We start from the raw sequence: 17,930 nt of genomic DNA, 5'->3' as shown, positions 1-17,930 counted from the left end.
GCGGCATGGAGTACCACGCCGGTGAACGCCGTGTGCAGGAACGCGCCGGGGAAGTCCAGGAGGCCGAGCACGCGGGACGATCGATCAAGTCCGAGATACCGGAGGTGGCGGCCCGGTTCCTCATCGAACGCCGAATGGTCGTCGTCGGGGCGGCGGACGCGGAGGAGCGTGTCTGGTGCACCGCTCTCGCCGGCCCTCAGGGGTTCGTCCGCGCTGACGATCCGACCACCGTCCGAATCACCGCCGGGCCGCGCCCTGACGACCCGCTCGCCAGCGTGCTCTCCACACCCACCCGGGTCGGCATGATCGCCCTGGACCAGGAGCGCAGGCGGCGGATGCGAGTCAACGGACGTGCCTTCCGCGTCGGCGGCGGCCTGCGCGTCCAGATCGACCAGGTCTATGCCAACTGCCCGAAGTACATCCAGCGTCGAATCGTCGAGGGCACGGACTCCGTTTCGGACCGTCACACCACAACGCGCGGCACCAGGCTCACCGCGGCGCAACGCCTCCTTGTCGCCGCGGCGGACACATTCTTCCTTGCCACCCGGGACACACCCGGCGACTGCGACGCCTCGCATCGCGGTGGAAACCCGGGGTTCGTCCGCGTCCGCTGCGACCAGCAACTCAGCTGGCCGGACTACCGCGGGAACTCGATGTACATGAGCCTGGGAAACATCGAGAACGCTCCGCGGGCCGGGCTCCTGTTCATCGACTGGGCCCAGGGCACGCTACTGCGGCTGTCCGGAACGGCATCGGTCGACTGGAGCGCCGAGCGCGTCGCCGAATTCCCCGGGGCACACCGGGTCGTCGACTTCACCGTCACCGACGTCGCCGAAACCCCCGCCGCACTTCCGCTCCGTTGGGGCCCACCGGACTACTCACCGGCCAACCCGGATGCAAGAATCCCGTCATGAAGGTCATCGAACGCCCCGCACCTCCCACCGGCGTCCTCCGGTGGCTGGCGCGGCTGCCGATCCACCTCTTCCGGGCTCGCCTGGGGTGGATGTTCGGCACCCGGGTCATGCTGCTGACCCACACCGGACGGGTGTCCGGGCGCGAGCGCCGGGTCGTGATCGAGATCGTCAACCACGATGACCTGCGGTCGGGCCACATCATCTGCTGCTCTGGCTTTGGTGAGAAGGCCGACTGGTACAAGAACGTGCTGAGGACGCCGGAGGTCACGGTCCAGGTCGGCACCCGCGCCATGCGGGCGACGGCGACGCCGCTCTCAGCCGACGAGGGTGCGGAGGCGATGGCCCGCTACGCGGAGCGCCATCCCCGCGCCGCGCGCAAACTCGCCCGCGTCATGGGGTTCGAGGTCGACGGGAGCGAGTCCGACTTCCGCGCGGTGGGGCGGGAGCGCCCCTTCGTCCGCTTCACAGCGCGGGCATAGCCGCCGCCGTCGCCTCGGCGCGCGACCCGGACGCCCGAACCGTTCGGCTCCGCACGCGGCCGGCCGTCACAGGCGTTCGAGCAGCTCGGCCTTCTTGGTCTGAAACTCGTCGTCGGTCAGCAGGCCCTCCGCATGGAGGCGGCCGAGTTCACGTATGCGGTCGTAGACGGCGTGGGCCTCGGCGTCCGGGCCGGTGAGCCGAAGCGGCGGTGCCGGGGCCGGCCCCGCGCCCGCGCTCGGATCCTCGATCCCGTTGATCGCGTCGGGACCGCGCGCGGCCCAGAGATGGGCGGTCACGGTCGCCGCCATCAGCAGCGATCGGGCGATCTCCTTCTTGCTCTCGCTGATCAGGCAGCAGAGGTCGCGTCTCGGCTTGGTCGGAGGTTCCTCGCTCGCGTTCCGCGGGACGACGCGCAGGTAGCCCTCGTTCCACCCGTCGGAGGGGACCCATTCGACCTGGCGGATGTCCCCGAGGTCGAACTCCCGCCGCTGGGCCTTCCTCTTGGAGGACTTCGCGTCGCCCGACCACCCCAGGCGTAGCGACCTGCCGTCGAAGGAGGCGGTTCCCTCGCTCGTCTGGATATGCAGGGGCAGCGGCGGGACGAAGCCGAGCGCGAACTCCTCGGGAGCCCGCGCGGACCGGGCGCCCTCATCAGCGTCCCGAGCGGCATTGACGGAGAAGGTGAGCTGGTCGCCGTAGTACTCGGCGACCAGCGCGGTCGCGGCGTCGCCCGTCAGCCGGAACGGCTGTGCGTCCTCGGACAGCATCGCCCCGACCGCCGCGAACGGATCGGCCCGGTCCCGCAGCCGCAGGCGCAGCTGCCATTTCTTGCCCCGCCCACTCGCCGCGCTGAACTCCACCGAGGCGATCGCCGCCACCGGGACGTCGCACTGGACGAGGTCCTTCAGCAGAGGATGGGCGAGCCACCCGGTGTTGTACCGGATGGCGACCGTTTCACCGTCGAACCGCCACGTGGCCTGCCTGCCCCGCAATTCGTCCATTGACTCATCCTAAAATCGCGCCGCGACGCCGTGCCGCTGTCGCGGGCGGGCCGGGAAACCTGGCCGCATGTGGACGCCGCACACTGTTCACTCCGCCGCTCGCTTCTCCTACCGCGCCGGATTCCGTCCCAGGACCGGTCGGTACTCTGCTGACAAGCGGAGTGCGTGGCCGCCGCGAGATCGCACCGGGATGCGTGCGGTCCACGTGGCCTGCTCCGCCTTGCGGGGCGGAACGGGCGGAAGGGAGATCCCGATGGGAACACCGCGACCGTCCGCCCTCTGGCTCCCCTTCGCGGCGGAACTGCGGCAGGCCCGCACCAGCGTCGGCTCCTCGATCGAACGACTGGCGGCCGCGACCGGTGCCTCCCCGGAGCTCCTCGATGACGCGGAGCGGGCGCAACGACGGCTGTCCCGCACCGTCGTGGCCGACATCGACGCCGCCCTGGGCACCGGGCGACGGCTCAGCCGCGCCTGGGCGGCGGCCCTCCAGTTCGAGGCCTTCCCCCACACCTACACCGACCTGCGCACCCTGGAGGTCCACGCGTCGCGGATCCGGGAGTGGGAGGTCCTGACGATCCCCGTGTACCTGCGCGCCGCCGGCTACGCGCGCGCCCACCGCCCGCCGCTCAGCGTCGGCAGCGATCCGGGCCGGATCGAGGAGTGGATCGAGGAACAGAGACGTGCCCGCGAGGCCCTGACCGGCGCCGACGGCCCCGAACTCCAGGTGATCATCGACGAGCCGGTGCTGTCGCTGTCCGTGGGCGGCCCCAGCGTCCACGGCGCCCAGCTCGACACGCTCGGCGAACTGGTCGACTCGGCTGTCGTGGACATGCGGTACATCCCGATGAACACCATGAACCACCCCGGCCTTGGCGGAAGCTTCCGCATCATGGACTTCGCGGACCGCCCGAGCCTCGCGTCCGTCTACAGCATCGCCGGTGTCCGCCTCGTCGCCGAGGAGGAGGACCTCCGCCACTTCGAGATGCTGTGGGAGCGCTTGGGCGACCTCTCCCAGCCCCTGACACCGCAACGGCTCGACGGATTCAAGCGCGCCCCGGACGAGGCCTGAAGGGACAGGGCGGGCTGGCGCTGTTCGCACGTCAGCCGAGTCGGGCGGGACCTCGCGACGCCCGGCGCCCTCTCGCGGGGGTGGGCGGAGGCAGCGGTGGACTGCGCGGAGGCCACTGCCGCCGCCCGACGTTGGGACCGCATCAGGCGGCGGCGGATGGGGGCGCGACCGCGGGTCAGCCGAGGGCGGGGTAGTCGGTGAACCCGCGCTCGTCGCCGCCGTAGAAGGTGGACGGGTCGGCCTCGTTGAAGGGGCCACCCGCGGCGAGACGGGCCGGGAGGTCGGGGTTGGCCAGGAAGGCGATGCCGTAGGCGAGGATGTCGGCGGTGCCGTCCTCGATGAGGGACAGCTCGTCGAGTCCCGTGGGACGGTCCGGGGTGTAGGGGTTGAGGATGAACGCTCCGTCGAAGCGCTTGCGCAGGTCGGTGCTGATGTCGCGGATCGGGCCGGCCTCGCACACGTGCAGGTAGGCCAGGCCCAGCGGGGCGATCGCGTCGATCAGCGCGCGGTAGGTCGCCTCGGTGCCCTCCTCGGCGATGCCGTTGAAGGTGTTGGTGGGGGAGACGCGGAGGCCGGTGCGGTGCGCGCCGATCGCGTCGGTCACCGCGGTGGCGACCTCCACGGCGAAGCGGATGCGGTTGTCGACCGAGCCACCCCAGGCGTCGGTGCGCTGGTTGCTGCCGGTCGCCAGGAACTGGTGGATGAGGTAGCCGTTGGCGCCGTGGATCTCCACACCGTCGAAACCGGCGTCGATGGCGTTGCGGGCGGCGCTCGAGTAGTCGGCGATGGTGTCGTTGATCTCCGCCTCGGTCAGCTCCCTGGGGACGACCAGGTCCTTGGGTCCCTCGTAGGTGAAGGTCTGGCCGGGAGCGGCGATCGCCGACGGCGCGACCGGTACCTGGCCGTCGGCCTGCAGGCTGGGGTGGCCGATCCGCCCGCTGTGCATGATCTGGGCGAAGATCCGGCCCCCGGCCGCGTGCACGGCGTCGGTGACCTTGCGCCATCCGGCCACCTGGTCGGCGGAGTGCAGTCCCGGGGTGTAGGCGTACCCCTGGCCGATGGCCGAAGGCTGGATGCCTTCACTGATCAGGAGCCCGCCGGAGGCGCGCTGCGCGTAGTAGGCCGCCATGGCGTCGGTCGGGACCATGCCCGGCGCCGCGGCGCGGTTCCGGGTCATCGGCGCCATGGCGATGCGGTTGGCGAGTCGGGTTCCGGCCAGGTCAATCGGGTCGAATGCGGTTGTCATTCCGGGGTCCAATCAGACGCGGTGTGCCTGGAGTGGGAGAGATGTATGCGTTCACAACCATGTCCTGGGAAATAGTCATCCGCTGTCGGTTGCGATCTGAATCACGCCGCTGATGCGGAATGCCTGCGGGATCGGAGGTCCCGCTTCGTGTGCTCGGTCTTCCGGGGCATCTGTGGCTCGATTAAGTCATATGACTTTCTTTTAATGCACTTGACTTAACAATCATGATCATGGCCTACTTGGGCTGGTGATCCCGATGACGACGTGGAGTTGGAGATCGACATGGCCCCTGCTGAGCCCGGACGGACCTGCCCGGTCGCGCACGACTACCCGTTCACCGCCCCGGCCCCTCTCGATCCCCCGGCGGAGTGGGCGGAGCTGCGCGAGACGTGTCCGGTCGCCGACATCCGCCTGCCCAGCGGCGACAGCGCCCTGCTGGCCAGCCGGTACGAGGACGTGAAGACCCTGCTCGCCGACCCGCGCTGGACCCGCCAACTCGACCCGGCCCAGGGGGCGGCACGGGTGAGCGCGCAGGAGGACGGCGGCGTGTTCGGGATGCGGGAGGGCAACGCGCTGCTGCAGTGGCAGGACCACGCGCGCTGGCGCCGCCTGCTCAGCCGCTCTTTCACCGCCAAGCGGGTCAACGCGATGCGGCCGCAGATCGAGAAGTTCGCCAACGAGCTGGTGGATGGGATGGAGGCCGGGGACCGGCCCGCCGATCTGGCCTCGGCGTTCTCCTTCCCGCTTCCGGTGCGGGTGATCTGCGAACTGCTCGGCGCGCCCCACGAGGACCGGGAGCGGTTCGCCGGGTGGTCGGACGCGATGCTGAGCATGACCCGGCTGACCCAGGAGGAGACCGCCGAGGCACTGGCGGACTTCACCGGCTACATGCGAGCGCACATCGAGCGCAAGCGGGCCGAGCCCGGGGACGACCTGCTCAGCGAGCTGACGACCATCAGCGACAGCGACGACGGCCGGCTGAGCTCCGAGGAACTGCTGCAGACCGCGATGGGCCTGCTGATCTCGGGCTATGAGACCACCGCGAACATGATCAGCAAGATGGTCGCCCTGCTGCTGACCCATGACGGCGGCGCGGCGTGGGACGCGCTGCTGGCCGATCGCGGCCGGATCCCCGCGGCGGTGGAGGAGACGCTGCGCATGGACGCGAACTCCGGGTTCGGCCTGCCGCGTTTCGTCTCCGAGGACACCGAGGTGGCGGGCGGGGCGATCCCGGCCGGGAGCACCGTGGTGAACAACCTGGCCGCGGCCAACCGCGACGCGTCGGTCTTCCCGGACCCCGACCGGCTCGACCTCGACCGGACGCCCAACCGGCACATCACGTTCGGCGTCGGGGCGCACTCCTGCGTCGGCCAGGCGCTGGCCCGCGCCGAACTCCAGATCAGCCTCGACGTGCTGACGGACCGGATGCCCCACCTGCGGCTCGCCGTCCCGCCCGAGCGGTTGGAGCGGCGCACCGGCCTGGTGGTGGGCGGGCTGGTCGGCCTCCCCGTGACCTGGTGACAGCAGCCGGAAGTACGCGAGCACCACGACAGCGGACAGCGCCGAGAGATCGGCGAGAAAGTAGAGAGAGCGGAGCGATCGGTCATGAAGATCAGAGTCGAGAAGGACATGTGCTGCGGTGCGGGCCAGTGCGTCGCGCTCGCCCCCGAGGTATTCGACCAGGACGACGACGGCGTGGTGATGCTGCTCCAGCAGTCGCCCGCCTCCGAGCTTCACGGGCCGGTTCGTGACGCCGCGGACGTGTGCCCGACCATGGCCATCGAGATCGACGAATAGAACCGGGGCCGTCCCGCCGCCAACTCGTACGGCCGTGCGCGGTGCGGAGTCGCGCGGTGCGCGGGGCCTTCCGCCGGGCCCGAAGCCCGTAGCATGGGGCGCGGCGGATCCCCCGATTCCGCCCGCTGGGAGGGGCGGGATGAGTAGACGCGCGCGATCGACGCCGGACGCGCTCCAGAGCACAGCCGAGCGGCTGTTCGCCGAGCACGGCATCGCGGCGGTTTCCAACCGCAGAGTCGCCGAGGAGGCGGGCGCGGCCAACAACTCCGCGGTGCGCTACCACTTCGGGTCCAAGGAGGACCTGGTCCTGGCCATCGTCCGCGAACACGCCGCCGCCATGGAGGAGATCCGCAGGCGGATGCTGGCGGAGGTCGCGGGGTCCGCGGACCCACGCGACTACATCTCCTGCCTCTTCCTTCCGTTCGCCGAACACCTCGCCAGGACCGGCCCGCCCACGTGGCTCGCCCGCTTCATGCTCCAGGCCAGGACCGACCCCGTGCTGCGGGAGCTCGTCATCGCCGAGGAGGGCTCCGGGCAGTACGTGCGCGAGGCAAAGGAGCGGTTGCGCTCCCTCACCGCCGCCTCGGTGGACGCGGCCGTCATGGAACGCCGGGGCGTGCTCGCGGAACTGCTGATCACCCACGCCTACGCTGACTATGAGCGGGAGCTGGGCGACGGCCTCCACACCCGCCCCGACTGGGCGGGCACCGGACGGTTCGTGCGCGACGTGGTGGCCGGACTGCTGCTTGCCCCGTCCAGCGATGACGACCTGTCCACCGAACTCGCGCTGCGCCCGTTCGGACGATGACCAAGCACAGAAGAACGGAAGATCCGATGAGCGCACGCTTCGAAGAGCTGGACTGGCGCCCGACACCGATGGGCGTCATCAGCCTGCGCCGCCGATGGGACCCGGTCTTCCGCAAGGACGCCTACGAGATCAAACTCGACGACGACTTCCTGATGTCCAGCCTGTTCACGGTGGCCGAGGTCGAGGTCGCACGGATCGCGCTGGCCGAGCTCGCCGGCCAGTCCGACCTCGACGTGGCCGTGGGCGGGCTCGGGCTCGGCTTCACCGCCGAGACGGTGCTGGAGGACCCGAACGTCCGGTCCATGGTCGTGATCGACGCGCTGGGCGAGGTCATCGACTGGCACAAGCGCGAGCTGATCCCGGCGGGCGCCACGCTGAACGCGGACTCCCGGTGCCGGTTGGTCCACGGCGACTTCTTCGCGATGGTCGCCGACCCCGTAGGCCTCGACCCGGAACAGCCGGGCCGTCGCTTCCACGCCATCGTCGTCGACATCGACCACTCGCCCCGCCACGTACTGCACCCCAGCCACGCCCCGTTCTACGAACCGGCGGGGCTGCGCCGCCTCACCGAACTCCTCCAGCCGGGCGGCGTCTTCACCCTGTGGTCGAACGACCCGCCGGACGACGACTTCACAGCGGTGCTCGCCGACGTCTTCGCAGAGGCGAGGGCCGAGGTCGTCAGCTTCCCCAATCCGCTGCAAGAGCGCGAGGCGACCAACACGGTCTACATCGCGACGACGGAGCCGCGGTAGCGCGCGCCTCGGTTGGCCCCGGAGCGTGCGGCGACGCCCGGGGCCAACGCGGGGCGGTCAGCCGCCGCCGTGTCCGCGCGGTTCGCTCCCCGCGGGCTCGGCATCAGTGTCGCGGTCCGGCGCGGACGGCGAGGCAAGACCTCCCGCCCGCCCGATCAGCACGAGGCCCAGCGCGCCCACCGCACCCAGCGCCGCCAGGGCGAGCCACGGCACGGTGGCAGCGATCGGGGCGTCGAACTCCAGCATGGCGCCGACCGCCAGGTTGCCGCCGGTGATGGCGAGGCCGGAAACGGTGTTGTACAGCCCGTAGTGCGTGGCGACCAGCCGGTCCCCGGACAGCCGGACGACGGTGTCCATTTCGAACGGATACACGAGCACACCGCCGAGGCCGAGAAGCGCGGCGGTGAGGATCGCGGGCACCACGACGAGCACCGTGGCGGGCAGCGGTGCCAACCCCGCCCCTCGCACGGCCGCCTCGATGGGCGGGACAGCGAGCATCGGCAGGAACGCCACCGCCATCACGGTCAGCCCACGTGGGAGGGCCTGGCTGGCATCCCATCGGCGCTTGGCCCAGTCGGTGATACGGACCTGTCCGGCGATGGCGACGAGCGCCGAGACACCGAACAAGGAGGCGACAGCGACACTGCCGAGATCGCCGCCCGGGTCGGCCGCCGCGACGGCGTCCTGCACGGTCAGCGGAAGCGCCAGGTAGATCTGGAAATTCAACACATAGGAACCCGCCATGGCGATCGTGAAGACGACGAAACCGCGGTTGGCCAGCACGCCGCGCCAGTCGCCCAGCACACCGATCACCCCGGAACCGCTGGGGGCTGCTGCATGCCGAGCGGGCAGCGCTCGCGCCTGCAGCACCGTCAGCGCGAGGAACAGCGCGGCGGCGACGCCCGCCACCACCCGGAAGTCGACAGCGATGAGTGCCATGCCGATGAGCGGGCCGACCAGGATGCCGGTCTGATAGAAGACGTTGAACAGGGCGAAGGCCTCCACCCGCCGCGGCCCCGCATCGGCGGCGAGGTAGGCACGTACGGCCGGGTTGAACAGCGCACCGGCGAACCCGGTCGCGGCCGACGCCAGGAGCAGCACGGGCAGGGAGTCGGCGAACCCGAGCGCGGCGAAGCCGACGGTTCGCAGCGCACATCCCGCCAAGATCGCGGGCTTATAGCCGAGCCGGTCGGCGATGGTGCCGCCCACGAGGAACATCCCCTGCTGGGCCAGGTTGCGCATGCCGAGGACGAGTCCGACCGCCCACACCGCCATGCCCACGCTGTTGGTGAGGTGGAAGGCCAGGTACGGCATGAGCATGTAGAAGGCCGTGTTGATCGTGAGCTGGTTGATCATCAACAGCCGCACACTGCCCTCGAAGCCGCGGAATCGCTTCCAGGTCTCGATCATCGCCGCGCCTCCCCCACCACATCGGCGGAGCCGGCGCCAGCGCCAGCGTCGGGAGCGAGGGCGCGCGGATCGACGACGCGCGTGCACCGCGTCCAGCGCGTCACCGTGCGCTCCCTCGTGTCGGCGATCTCGTCGGGTACGTCGAGTGGGGGTCGGTCGAGCAGGCCTTTCTCCGCGCAGAAGTCGTCGTTGAAGACCGTGTCGAAGTAGCGCTGGGGGCCATCGGGGAAGATCGCTACGATGCGCTCGGTCGCTGGGCGGGTGCGCGACAGCCAGCGCGCCACCGTGGCCACCGCGCCGACGCTCCAGCCACCGCTCGCGTAGTGGGAGGAGGCGAGGACGCGGCTGGTCCGGACGGCCTGCACCGGGTCGACCCAGTGCACCTCGTCGAACGTCCCGTAGTCGACATTGCGCGGGTGGATGCTGCTGCCGAGACCGCGCATGATGCGGGGCCGGGCGGGTTGGCCGAAGATGGTGGAGCCGATGGTGTCGACGCCGACGACCCGCAGGTGCGGGCAGAAGGTGCGCAGGGCGCGGGAGACTCCAGCGGAGTGGCCACCGGTACCGACCGCCACGACGAGCGTGTCGATGCGCCCCACCTGCGCTATCAGTTCATGGGCGAGCGGAGCGTAGGCGGCGACGTTATCGGGGTTGTTGTACTGGTCGGGGCAGTAGGCGGCGGGGTCGGCGGCGAGGAGTTCGGCCACGCGGTCGCGCCGGGCCTGCTGCCAGCCTCCGGTGGGGTGCGGTTCGGTGACGGTGTGCACGACCGCGCCGTAGGCGGCGAGGAGGCGCGCCATCAGCGGTTCCATCCCGGGGTCGGTGACCAGGGCAACGGGGTGCCCGAAGGTGATTCCGGCCAGGGCGAGTCCGAGGCCGAGCGTGCCGCTGGTGGATTCGACAATGGGCGCGCCGGGCGCGAGCTGCCCGCGTTCGGTGGCGCGCGCGACCATGTAGATGGCGGTCCTGTCTTTGATGCCGCCGGGGTTGTGGCCTTCGAGCTTGGCCCAGAATCCCTGCCGCGGCGCGCAGAACGGTTCGCCGATCCACAGCATGGGGGTATTGCCCACCACTCCGGCGGGTGTGTGCTGCGGCATCGTTGGAGGGAGGGTGAGGAGGCGGCCGGCGCTGGTTTCGGGCATGGCTGCGCCAAGGGTGTGGGTACTCATGCGTCTCTGGGTCTCTTTCGACTCAGCGTGTCGGTGACGGGACACGTCGACGTCCATGCCGCGCGTCTTCGGAACGCGGTGCATGGGTGGGGTGCGCGGAGGAGGCCGGGTGAAAAGCTTTCCGCGCACGGTTGGGACCAACGAGGTCCTGGGACCCGGTGGTTCGCCCCGTGAGGGGGGAACCGAGAACGGGAGAGGGGCGAGGACCTGCTACGGACCGTCCGGACCGTCGGCTGACGGAGCCTCGCGAACGCTCAGGGCCTGTGGATCCTTCTAGACCCGCCAAATACAGAGCGTCAGGAGGAGAAGCGCGGCATTGCGTCGCCGAGAGCGGTGCTCACGCCTGGTGATCCAGTACTGCCCTGGGGGCGGGGACGACGCCCAGAGCACGACAAGGACGGCGAAGCCGACGGCGAGCAGGAGCGACAGCAGGCTCGGTGCCGCGCCGCGCTGGTCCGTGCCGCCGTCCGTGGCGCTCGTGCACTCATGCGTCTCACCGGCCGAGTGCGCGCCCAGGATCGTGACACCGGAGACGTCGGTCTCGGCGGCCATCTTTGCGATCAATACCGACGGCTCGGCCAGCTCATGCGCCTGATCGGGGGCACGGTCCGCAATCGGAGACGGGGTCGAGGACACCCCAGCAGCGGTCGGCGACGGCGAGGTGACCGACATTTTCTCAGCCGCCATCGCCGGGTGCCCGGCAGCGCAGAGCATGTGGAACACCACGGCGAACAGCAGCACCACGGCCACCCTGCCGTGTCGCCTCAGTGATGGTGCTGTTACGCGCACGGCACGGAGCATACATGGCACGTAACGAACCGGTACCGCCGGGGTCACGGAACTGTGATTGAACGTGGCGCCGTGTCCCGTCTTCGCGCAGGTGGTCGCTCTGGCATGGACGTTTCAACGAATTCTCGATCAGTCCCGCGCTCAGACATCCCTGCCTCTCGCCATGCCCCCGCCCCCTGCTGCCCGACCGCACGCGGCGTCGGGCAGCCATCATGCGAGCCCGCGCATGGGCTCGATTATTCGATCGGCACGTCCTCGAAGGTTCCGAACGCTCCGGCGTCGAAGGTCACCGAGGTCACGCCGGGCGGTGGTGCCGGGAGGTAGAGGGACACGTCGTTGGTGGTTCCAGGCCCCTTCAGCCAGGGGTAGCCCTCGGCCTCCAGGTAGTGCCGGTCGTCCCGTTTGCCCTTCTCACCGATGCGCACGGCGCGGTGGACGATGTCGGTCTCCGGGTCGATGACGCTGAACCCGCCGAAGTCCGCGCCGTGGTAGTCGTCGTTTTTGAACCCTCCGTCCCACACGACGTTGAGGTCGGTGTCCGAGGAGGTGTTGGTGATCCGCAGGTTCGCCACCAGGTAGGCGCCGTCGCGGAAGAAGGGCAGCACCTCCAGCTTGTAGGAGACCCGGCGGCTGGACGCGGTCCCGCTGGCGACGACCTTGCCCTGCTCCTCCCGGAAGGGTGCGGGCGGGGCGATCGCGCCCCCATCGGCCTGGTCCTCCGAATTCTTCTCGGTCTCGGTGAGCTCGGTGGTCACGCGGGTCTCCTTGATCTTGTAGGAGATCTCCACGCGGCGGTTGCGGGCACGTGCCTCCTCGTCGTCGCTGCCGCCCTCCTCCGCGATCGGCTCCGAGCTGCCGCGGCCCTCGGTCTTGTACTCGTAGGCGGAGCCGAGCTCGGCCTTGAGGTACTGGTGAACGGTCTCGGCGCGTTCCTCCGACAGCTGCTGGTTGTACTCGTCGTCGCCCTTGCCGTCGGTGTGCCCGACGATGGTGATCGGCGGCTTGTCGGGGTCGGCGCGCTCGCGGGTCTCGGCCACGACCTGCTTCAGCACATCCTCGGCGTCGTCGGCCAGGTCGGCCTTGTCGAACTCGAAGAGGACGTCGGCGTTGAGCGCGATCTTCTCCTCCTCCGCCGAGGAGTCCTTCTGGACGGCGGTGCCCTCGGTGATGCCGTAGAGGTTCCAGCCGTAGCCGTCGGAGACCTCGCCATCGTTCACTACCGGGACGATCGTGTCGCCTTCGTCCACATGCCTGTAGTGAGGCGGCTCCTCGGTGGGGATCTCGCGAGGACCGTCGGCGTCGGTGACCGGGATGCCGGTAAAGGGGCCGGTGGTGCCGGGGTGATGACGGTGATGCGCTCGACCTCGTCGGGCAGGCGCGGGTAGTGCGCCTCCATCTTGTACTCGGCGCCGGCGATGACGGTATAGGGAAGTTCCGCAGAGCCGATGAAGTCGCCGTCGTCGTCACGCGCGGGTAATACAGCCGTTGCCCCACCGGGTCCACCAGCCAGACGTTGACGGGGTCCTACTCAGAATTCCGCCGGAGAAGGCGTCGGGTGTGTCCTCGTCCTCCTCCCGGCGGCCGTCGTGATGAACCGGAGGACAGTGCGGTCGTCGTACCGCTCGACGGCCTCGACCTCGAACCCGAGCTCGCGCTCCTTGTGCTGCCCGAAGGTCCCTCCCGCGCGAACGGCCCTCGGGGTACTCCGGCCCGGATCTCGCGCTGTCCTTCCTCTCCTCATCGGACTCCGGCTCCGCGCCGCCACCGGACTGCAGCCGCTCGCCACCAGAACGGCGGCTGTGATTACGCTGCCCAGACCGCGAGGTGTCCCGTGCATGAGGTGTCGGGTCATGTGTCGTCGTACTCCAGAAGTCGGGGGAATGGGGATCCAAGAAGCAGCGATGGGGGCGAACGCCCCCCACGCAGCCTCGCGACGCTACCGGCCAACGATTTTCTTCGTCCAGTGGAAACCGTGGCCGATCGCGGACATAAAGTGTCCGGGATTCTCCATAGCGTCAGCGCCATGGAGAAATCAATCGCGCCTTTCCGTATCGACATTCCGCAGGCCGACCTCGATGACCTGGCCCGCCGCCTGGAGAACACCCGGTGGCCCGAGGAGCCGCCGGGTGTCGGCTGGGACCACGGGATCCCGGTCGGCTACCTGCGGGAACTGGCGGAGTACTGGCGCACTCAGTACGACTGGCGGACCCAAGAGCAGAAGCTGAACGCGCTGCCGCAGTTCACCACGGAGATCGACGGGCACGACGTGCACTTCGTGCACGTCCGCTCACCGGAGCCGGACGCGTTGCCGCTCGTCCTCACGCACGGCTGGCCCGGATCGATCGTGGAGTTCCTGGAGGTCATCGGCCCGTTGGCCGACCCCCGTGCCCACGGCGGCGACCCGGCGGACGCGTTCCACGTGGTGGCGCCGTCACCCCCGGGCTTCACTCTGTCCGGCCCGACTCGCGAGACGGGGTGGTCGGTGGCCCGGGTCGCGCGGGCCTGGGCGGAGCTGATGCGCCGCCTGGGCTACTCACGCTACGTCGCGCACGGCGGCGACTTCGGCGCGCTCGTCTCACGCGAGCTGGGACTGATCGACTCCGAGCACGTCGCCGCGCTGCACCTCACCCTGCTCGTCTCCGCCAGCGCCACACCGGAGAACGCCGACTTCTCGGTCGAGACGGAAAAGCGCAGCGTCGAGAAGGGCTACCGGTACGACTACGAACTCAGCGGCTACGCGGTGATTCAGGGCACCAAACCCCAGCTGATCGCTTACGGACTGACCGATTCCCCCATCGCCCAGCTGGCGTGGATCGCGGACGGATTCAAGGCCTGGACCGACGCGACCGACGTCCCCGAAGACGCCGTGGACCGGGACGCGATGCTGACCAACGTGATGCTCTACTGGCTCACCGGCACCGCGGGCTCATCGGCCCGCTACTACAAGGAGGGCGTCGAGACCTGGGGCGAACTCGAACCGGAATCACCGGTCCCGACAGCGGTCGCGGTGTTCCCCCACGACATCCACCTCCCGATCCGCCGCCTCGCCGAACGGAACAACAACATCGTCCGCTGGACCGAATTCGACCGGGGCGGCCATTTCGGCGCGATGGAGGAACCGGACCTGTTCATCGCCGACCTGCGCGCGTCATTCCGTGACTATCGCGTTTGGCGGAGTCGAACGTGATCGGCAGGGCCTCCAGGGAACGGAAGACGTCGGTGCGGTAGCGCGGCTCGTCGTCCTCCAGGCGGGGGTTGACCAGGCGTCGCGTCAGTTCCGCGAACACGGCTTCGGCCTCCGCGCGGGCGAGCGCGCCGCCGAGGCAGGCGTGGATGCCGGAGCCGAAGGCGAGGTGGTGGTTGTCACGGCGGTGGATGTCGAACCGGTCGGGGTCGGTGAAGCGCGCCGGGTCGCGGTTGGCGGCGGCGAGCCAGGCGATGATCGTGCTCCCGCCCGGGATGCGGTAACCACCGACATCCACGTCATCCAAGGCAACACGTCGGGTGAACTGGAACGGGGAGTCGTAGCGGAGGACTTCCTCGACCGCAGCGGACACGGAAGCCGGATCGTCGCGCAGCTCGGCCCACTGGTCCGGGTGCCGAAGGAGGGCGAGCGCGCCGTGGCCGACGAGATTGACCGCGTTCTCGTAACCCGCGACGAAGAGCAGGCGCAGGGTCGCGTTGATCTCGTCGCCCGACAGCCGCTCGCCGTCCTCCTCGGCGGCGATGAGCGCGGAGACCAGGTCGTCGCCGGGCTCGGAGCGGCGACGCCGGACCAGGTGCGCGAAGTAGTCGGTGAGCTGCTCCTGGAGTCGGTCGGCCTCGGCTTGGGCGGGTGCTCCCTCCTGCTCCAACTTGGCGGCCGCACCCAGCTCGGCCGGTTCGAAGGAGCAGCACAGCTGCATGCGTGGCCAGCTCGCGACGAACGGGCGGTCGTCCTCAGGGATGCCGATCAGGTGGGAGATGACCTCGATGGGCAGGGGGTAGGCCAGGTCCTCCACGAGTTCCAGGCGGCCCTGCTCCGCGGCGGCGTTGAGAGCGCTGTCGACCTGTTCGCGGATGAACGGGCGCAGGGCGTTCACACGATGCGGGGTGAACGCCTGGGCGACGAGTCGGCGCAGCCGGGTGTGTTCGGGCGGGTCGCGGTGGAGGAACGACTGGTCGTCCAGCTGCGAGAGGTAGGCGGTGCTCAGCCGGTCCTGCTTCAGCAGGGAGCGGTGCAGCGCCGAGGTGCGGTCGTCGGAGCTGACGCGCGGATGGCGGAGCAGGGCGGCCACGTCGTCGTAGCGGAACACCGAGACGAGGCCCTCGAACTCCGCGACCGGGTAGTCGCGCTGGAGGCGCCGGTAGATGGGATACGGGTCGGCGAGTGAGCTGATCTGTTCGGTGAGGGACGCGTACAGGTCCGGGTCGGTCTCCTGGGTGAGCGTGTGCGGGGCGCGGGACTCGATGTCGGCGGCGGTAGCCATCACGACCTCCAAGGCGGGCTGCTAGCGTGACTTACGCCATAAGCCCAGAGTAACCTTATGTTATAAGCCGTCAAGGGGTGACGATGTACGCTGATCGCATGACGACGGGCAGCACACAGCGCAGCCGGCCCCGACTGACTCGGGAACGAGTGCTGCGTGCCGCGGTGGATTTCATTGATCTGCATGGCCTGGACGCGCTGAGCATGCACCGCCTGGGAGCCGAGCTCGATGTGCGGGCGATGTCCCTCTACAAGTACGTCTGCGGCAAGGACGACGTCCTGGACGGAGTCGTCGACGTGCTGTGGTCCGAAATCCCGGTCGAACCGCGGACCCGCGACTGGCGTGAGACCGTCCGCGCCCTCGCGGAGGAACTGCGCGCCCTGGTCCGTCGCCATCCGCACGCGGGATCGCTGCTGACCAGCCGAAAGACCCTCCCTGAGCCTGCCCTGCGCGTATGCGACGCCCATCTTCGCGTCATGCGCGATGACGGAGTACCCGAGCAGTGCGCCGTCGCCCTCCTCCGCAGCGCCGTCACCTACGGCATCGGCCACGCCTTGGCAGAGCTGTCCTTCCCCGAGTCGGGCGCCGCGGACGACGACGTCAGCCGCTTCCGCCGCACAGCGGCACTCCTGCCACGGGACGCGCCCGACAACCTCGTGCGCACGGCAATGCTGCTCTGCTCCGACTGCGACATGGACGCCGAATTCGCGATCGGCCTCGACCTGATGATCCAGGGCCTGGACGCCTACCTCCGTACCCGGCGCCCCGAGGCGACCGCCCCCGCCGACTCCTGACGGGGCAGGCGGCGCACCCCGCCGGCCCGATGGCCCCGCGGATTGCCGGTCAGGAAAAGGACGAGCTCAACGTTGAGGGGGCCACATGATTGACCCATGGCGCGGAATGTGAATAAATTTTCAGATTCGTGCCATTAATCCCGTGTGATGTGTTTGAGGAGCTCCTAGTTGACCCCGTATTCCCTTGCGTTCTACATCGACGTTGTGGCCTCTGGGTCAGTGCTTGGAGCGAAGCCTTCCGACACCCCCGGCGAGGTCGCAGCGATTCTGGGTGCCGATTTCGTTGAGAACTCCTTGGACAAGCACAGCCTGTGGCGTGATTATGGGATCACAGAGTTCTTCTGGGCCCGTGAGTCGCCCGAACATCCGTGGGTCGGTACACATTTCACCCTGCAGGTTCACCGTCTATCGGGAGGTGGGAACACGAGCCTCGATAGGGTGCTCCGAGAAAAGTATGGCAGGTTCAATCGCAAGCTGCGATTCGAAAAACTTCGGCGACTTCTGGAAAATCGCGGAATTCCTCTTGTTGAGATCCCGGACTATCTCGGAGCCCCTTATTCCCGCACCTACTGGCAGCCGGATTCTCTGGTCCAGGTGAAAGTCGTCAGTGCCCATGAGGAGTACGTAATCCGCACGCCTGACCGGCTGCGTATCGGCGATGTCTCCCACATCAGCGCACCGCTGACCCCTGAGGTTGTTGAGTGGCTGAAGCTGAAGGCTCGCCAGGCTGCATAGCGCTGCTTCCCGCCCCGTGCGCCGGTTACGCGCTCTCGGGATGGCGCTCCAGCACATCGACCAGGGGAGCCAGTTCCGGATTGTGCCGTGCCAGGTCGAGGGCTTCGGCGAGGGCCGTGTCATTGGTGGGCCGGGCCGCGGCCAGGAGGCGCTGGCCGTCGTCGGTGATGGCCGTGTAGATGCCGCGCCGGTCATCGGCGCACAGCACGCGCATCAGCAGGCCGCGCTCTTCCATGCGGTTGACCAGCCGCGTTGTGGCGCTCTGGCTCAGGACCACGGCCTCGGACAGCTCGCTCATGCGCATCCGCGCGCCATTGTGCGTGCTCAGCACCAGCAGCACCGAGTACTCGCGCGTGCTGAGGTCGTGGCGCGCCTGCAGGGCCCGTTCGATGTGGGACTCGATGGTGCCGTGGAGCAGCGACAGCGCGCACCACCGCTGGGCGAGGCCAGGCCGGGGAGTGGCGTGCTCGCTGGCCGTCGGGTCGTCCATGCCGAGC

At 69.3% G+C, this 17,930-nt stretch carries 18 protein-coding genes; 10 read left to right on the top strand and 8 right to left on the bottom strand.

The features are described 5' to 3' along the window. Positions 1-5 precede the first annotated feature (5 nt). The gene (locus tag CDO52_RS26345; protein WP_017618428.1) at positions 6-914 is read left to right on the top strand and encodes a pyridoxamine 5'-phosphate oxidase family protein; all 909 of its coding nucleotides are present in this window, start codon (positions 6-8) and stop codon (positions 912-914) included. Continuing rightward, complete coding sequence (locus CDO52_RS26340; protein ID WP_017618429.1) at positions 911-1,393, top strand: nitroreductase family deazaflavin-dependent oxidoreductase; 483 nt, start codon at positions 911-913, stop codon at positions 1,391-1,393. The genes CDO52_RS26345 and CDO52_RS26340 overlap by 4 nt, the downstream gene beginning before the upstream one ends. A gap of 66 nt (positions 1,394-1,459) precedes the next feature. Here the strand turns inward: CDO52_RS26340 and CDO52_RS26335 are convergent, their stop codons facing one another. Continuing rightward, complete coding sequence (locus CDO52_RS26335; protein ID WP_017618430.1) at positions 1,460-2,395, bottom strand: DUF4429 domain-containing protein; 936 nt, start codon at positions 2,393-2,395, stop codon at positions 1,460-1,462. 253 nt (positions 2,396-2,648) lie between these two features. Between CDO52_RS26335 and CDO52_RS26330 the strand changes: the two genes are divergently transcribed. Then, complete coding sequence (locus tag CDO52_RS26330; protein ID WP_017618431.1) at positions 2,649-3,464, top strand: helix-turn-helix domain-containing protein; 816 nt, start codon at positions 2,649-2,651, stop codon at positions 3,462-3,464. A gap of 175 nt (positions 3,465-3,639) precedes the next feature. Here the strand turns inward: CDO52_RS26330 and CDO52_RS26325 are convergent, their stop codons facing one another. After that, on the bottom strand, positions 3,640-4,710 hold the full coding sequence (locus CDO52_RS26325; protein WP_017618432.1) for an alkene reductase: 1,071 nt from the start codon (positions 4,708-4,710) through the stop codon (positions 3,640-3,642). A gap of 264 nt (positions 4,711-4,974) precedes the next feature. Between CDO52_RS26325 and CDO52_RS26320 the strand changes: the two genes are divergently transcribed. From CDO52_RS26320 to CDO52_RS26305, 4 genes are all read left to right on the top strand, one after another. Next, complete coding sequence (locus tag CDO52_RS26320; protein WP_017618433.1) at positions 4,975-6,231, top strand: cytochrome P450; 1,257 nt, start codon at positions 4,975-4,977, stop codon at positions 6,229-6,231. Positions 6,232-6,315: 84 nt separating this feature from the next. Then, positions 6,316-6,507 (top strand): ferredoxin, encoded by a 192-nt coding sequence (locus CDO52_RS26315; RefSeq protein ID WP_017618434.1) that lies wholly within the window; start codon positions 6,316-6,318, stop codon positions 6,505-6,507. Between the two features lie 139 nt (positions 6,508-6,646). Continuing rightward, complete coding sequence (locus CDO52_RS26310; protein WP_017618435.1) at positions 6,647-7,315, top strand: TetR/AcrR family transcriptional regulator; 669 nt, start codon at positions 6,647-6,649, stop codon at positions 7,313-7,315. Positions 7,316-7,341: 26 nt separating this feature from the next. Further along, positions 7,342-8,067, top strand: coding sequence for a polyamine aminopropyltransferase (locus CDO52_RS26305; protein WP_017618436.1), 726 nt, complete (start codon positions 7,342-7,344; stop codon positions 8,065-8,067). 57 nt (positions 8,068-8,124) lie between these two features. Here CDO52_RS26305 and CDO52_RS26300 read toward each other — a convergent pair whose 3' ends face one another. From CDO52_RS26300 to CDO52_RS26285, 4 genes are all read right to left on the bottom strand, one after another. Then, on the bottom strand, positions 8,125-9,477 hold the full coding sequence (locus CDO52_RS26300; RefSeq protein ID WP_017618437.1) for an MFS transporter: 1,353 nt from the start codon (positions 9,475-9,477) through the stop codon (positions 8,125-8,127). Beyond that, positions 9,474-10,646 carry a PLP-dependent cysteine synthase family protein gene (locus CDO52_RS26295; protein WP_033299965.1) on the bottom strand — a complete coding sequence of 391 codons (1,173 nt, stop codon included), beginning with the start codon at positions 10,644-10,646 and terminating at the stop codon, positions 9,474-9,476. Before CDO52_RS26295 ends, CDO52_RS26300 begins: the two co-directional genes overlap by 4 nt. A gap of 273 nt (positions 10,647-10,919) precedes the next feature. After that, a complete protein-coding gene (locus tag CDO52_RS26290) occupies positions 10,920-11,387 on the bottom strand; it encodes a hypothetical protein (RefSeq protein WP_152471594.1) in 468 nt (155 codons plus the stop codon). Between the two features lie 284 nt (positions 11,388-11,671). Continuing rightward, a complete protein-coding gene (locus CDO52_RS26285; protein WP_157745717.1) occupies positions 11,672-12,652 on the bottom strand; it encodes an OmpA family protein in 981 nt (326 codons plus the stop codon). 806 nt (positions 12,653-13,458) lie between these two features. Between CDO52_RS26285 and CDO52_RS26275 the strand changes: the two genes are divergently transcribed. Beyond that, positions 13,459-14,622, top strand: a complete 1,164-nt coding sequence (locus CDO52_RS26275; protein WP_017618441.1) for an epoxide hydrolase family protein — start codon at positions 13,459-13,461, stop codon at positions 14,620-14,622. On the opposite strand, the gene CDO52_RS26270 is transcribed toward CDO52_RS26275, so the two are convergent. Further along, the gene (locus CDO52_RS26270) at positions 14,564-15,904 is read right to left on the bottom strand and encodes a cytochrome P450 (RefSeq protein ID WP_017618442.1); all 1,341 of its coding nucleotides are present in this window, start codon (positions 15,902-15,904) and stop codon (positions 14,564-14,566) included. The genes CDO52_RS26275 and CDO52_RS26270 overlap by 59 nt on opposite strands. Positions 15,905-16,002: 98 nt before the next feature. On the opposite strand from CDO52_RS26270, the gene CDO52_RS26265 reads away from it, so the two are divergent. Together CDO52_RS26265 and CDO52_RS26260 are read left to right on the top strand one after the other, a co-directional pair. Continuing rightward, entirely contained in the window at positions 16,003-16,698 is a 696-nt protein-coding gene (locus CDO52_RS26265; protein WP_083919834.1) for a TetR/AcrR family transcriptional regulator, read from the top strand. Positions 16,699-16,866: 168 nt separating this feature from the next. Continuing rightward, the gene (locus tag CDO52_RS26260) at positions 16,867-17,433 is read left to right on the top strand and encodes a hypothetical protein (protein ID WP_083919835.1); all 567 of its coding nucleotides are present in this window, start codon (positions 16,867-16,869) and stop codon (positions 17,431-17,433) included. Positions 17,434-17,458: 25 nt separating this feature from the next. On the opposite strand, the gene CDO52_RS26255 is transcribed toward CDO52_RS26260, so the two are convergent. Further along, on the bottom strand, positions 17,459-17,923 hold the full coding sequence (locus CDO52_RS26255) for a MarR family winged helix-turn-helix transcriptional regulator (RefSeq protein WP_017618444.1): 465 nt from the start codon (positions 17,921-17,923) through the stop codon (positions 17,459-17,461). Between the last annotated feature and the right edge of the window lie 7 nt (positions 17,924-17,930).

The organism is Nocardiopsis gilva YIM 90087 (assembly GCF_002263495.1).
Taxonomy (GTDB): Bacteria; Actinomycetota; Actinomycetes; order Streptosporangiales; family Streptosporangiaceae; genus Nocardiopsis_C; species Nocardiopsis_C gilva.
Note: the sequence above shows the minus strand (reverse complement) of the source record. Positions and strands in the feature narration are given on the sequence as shown.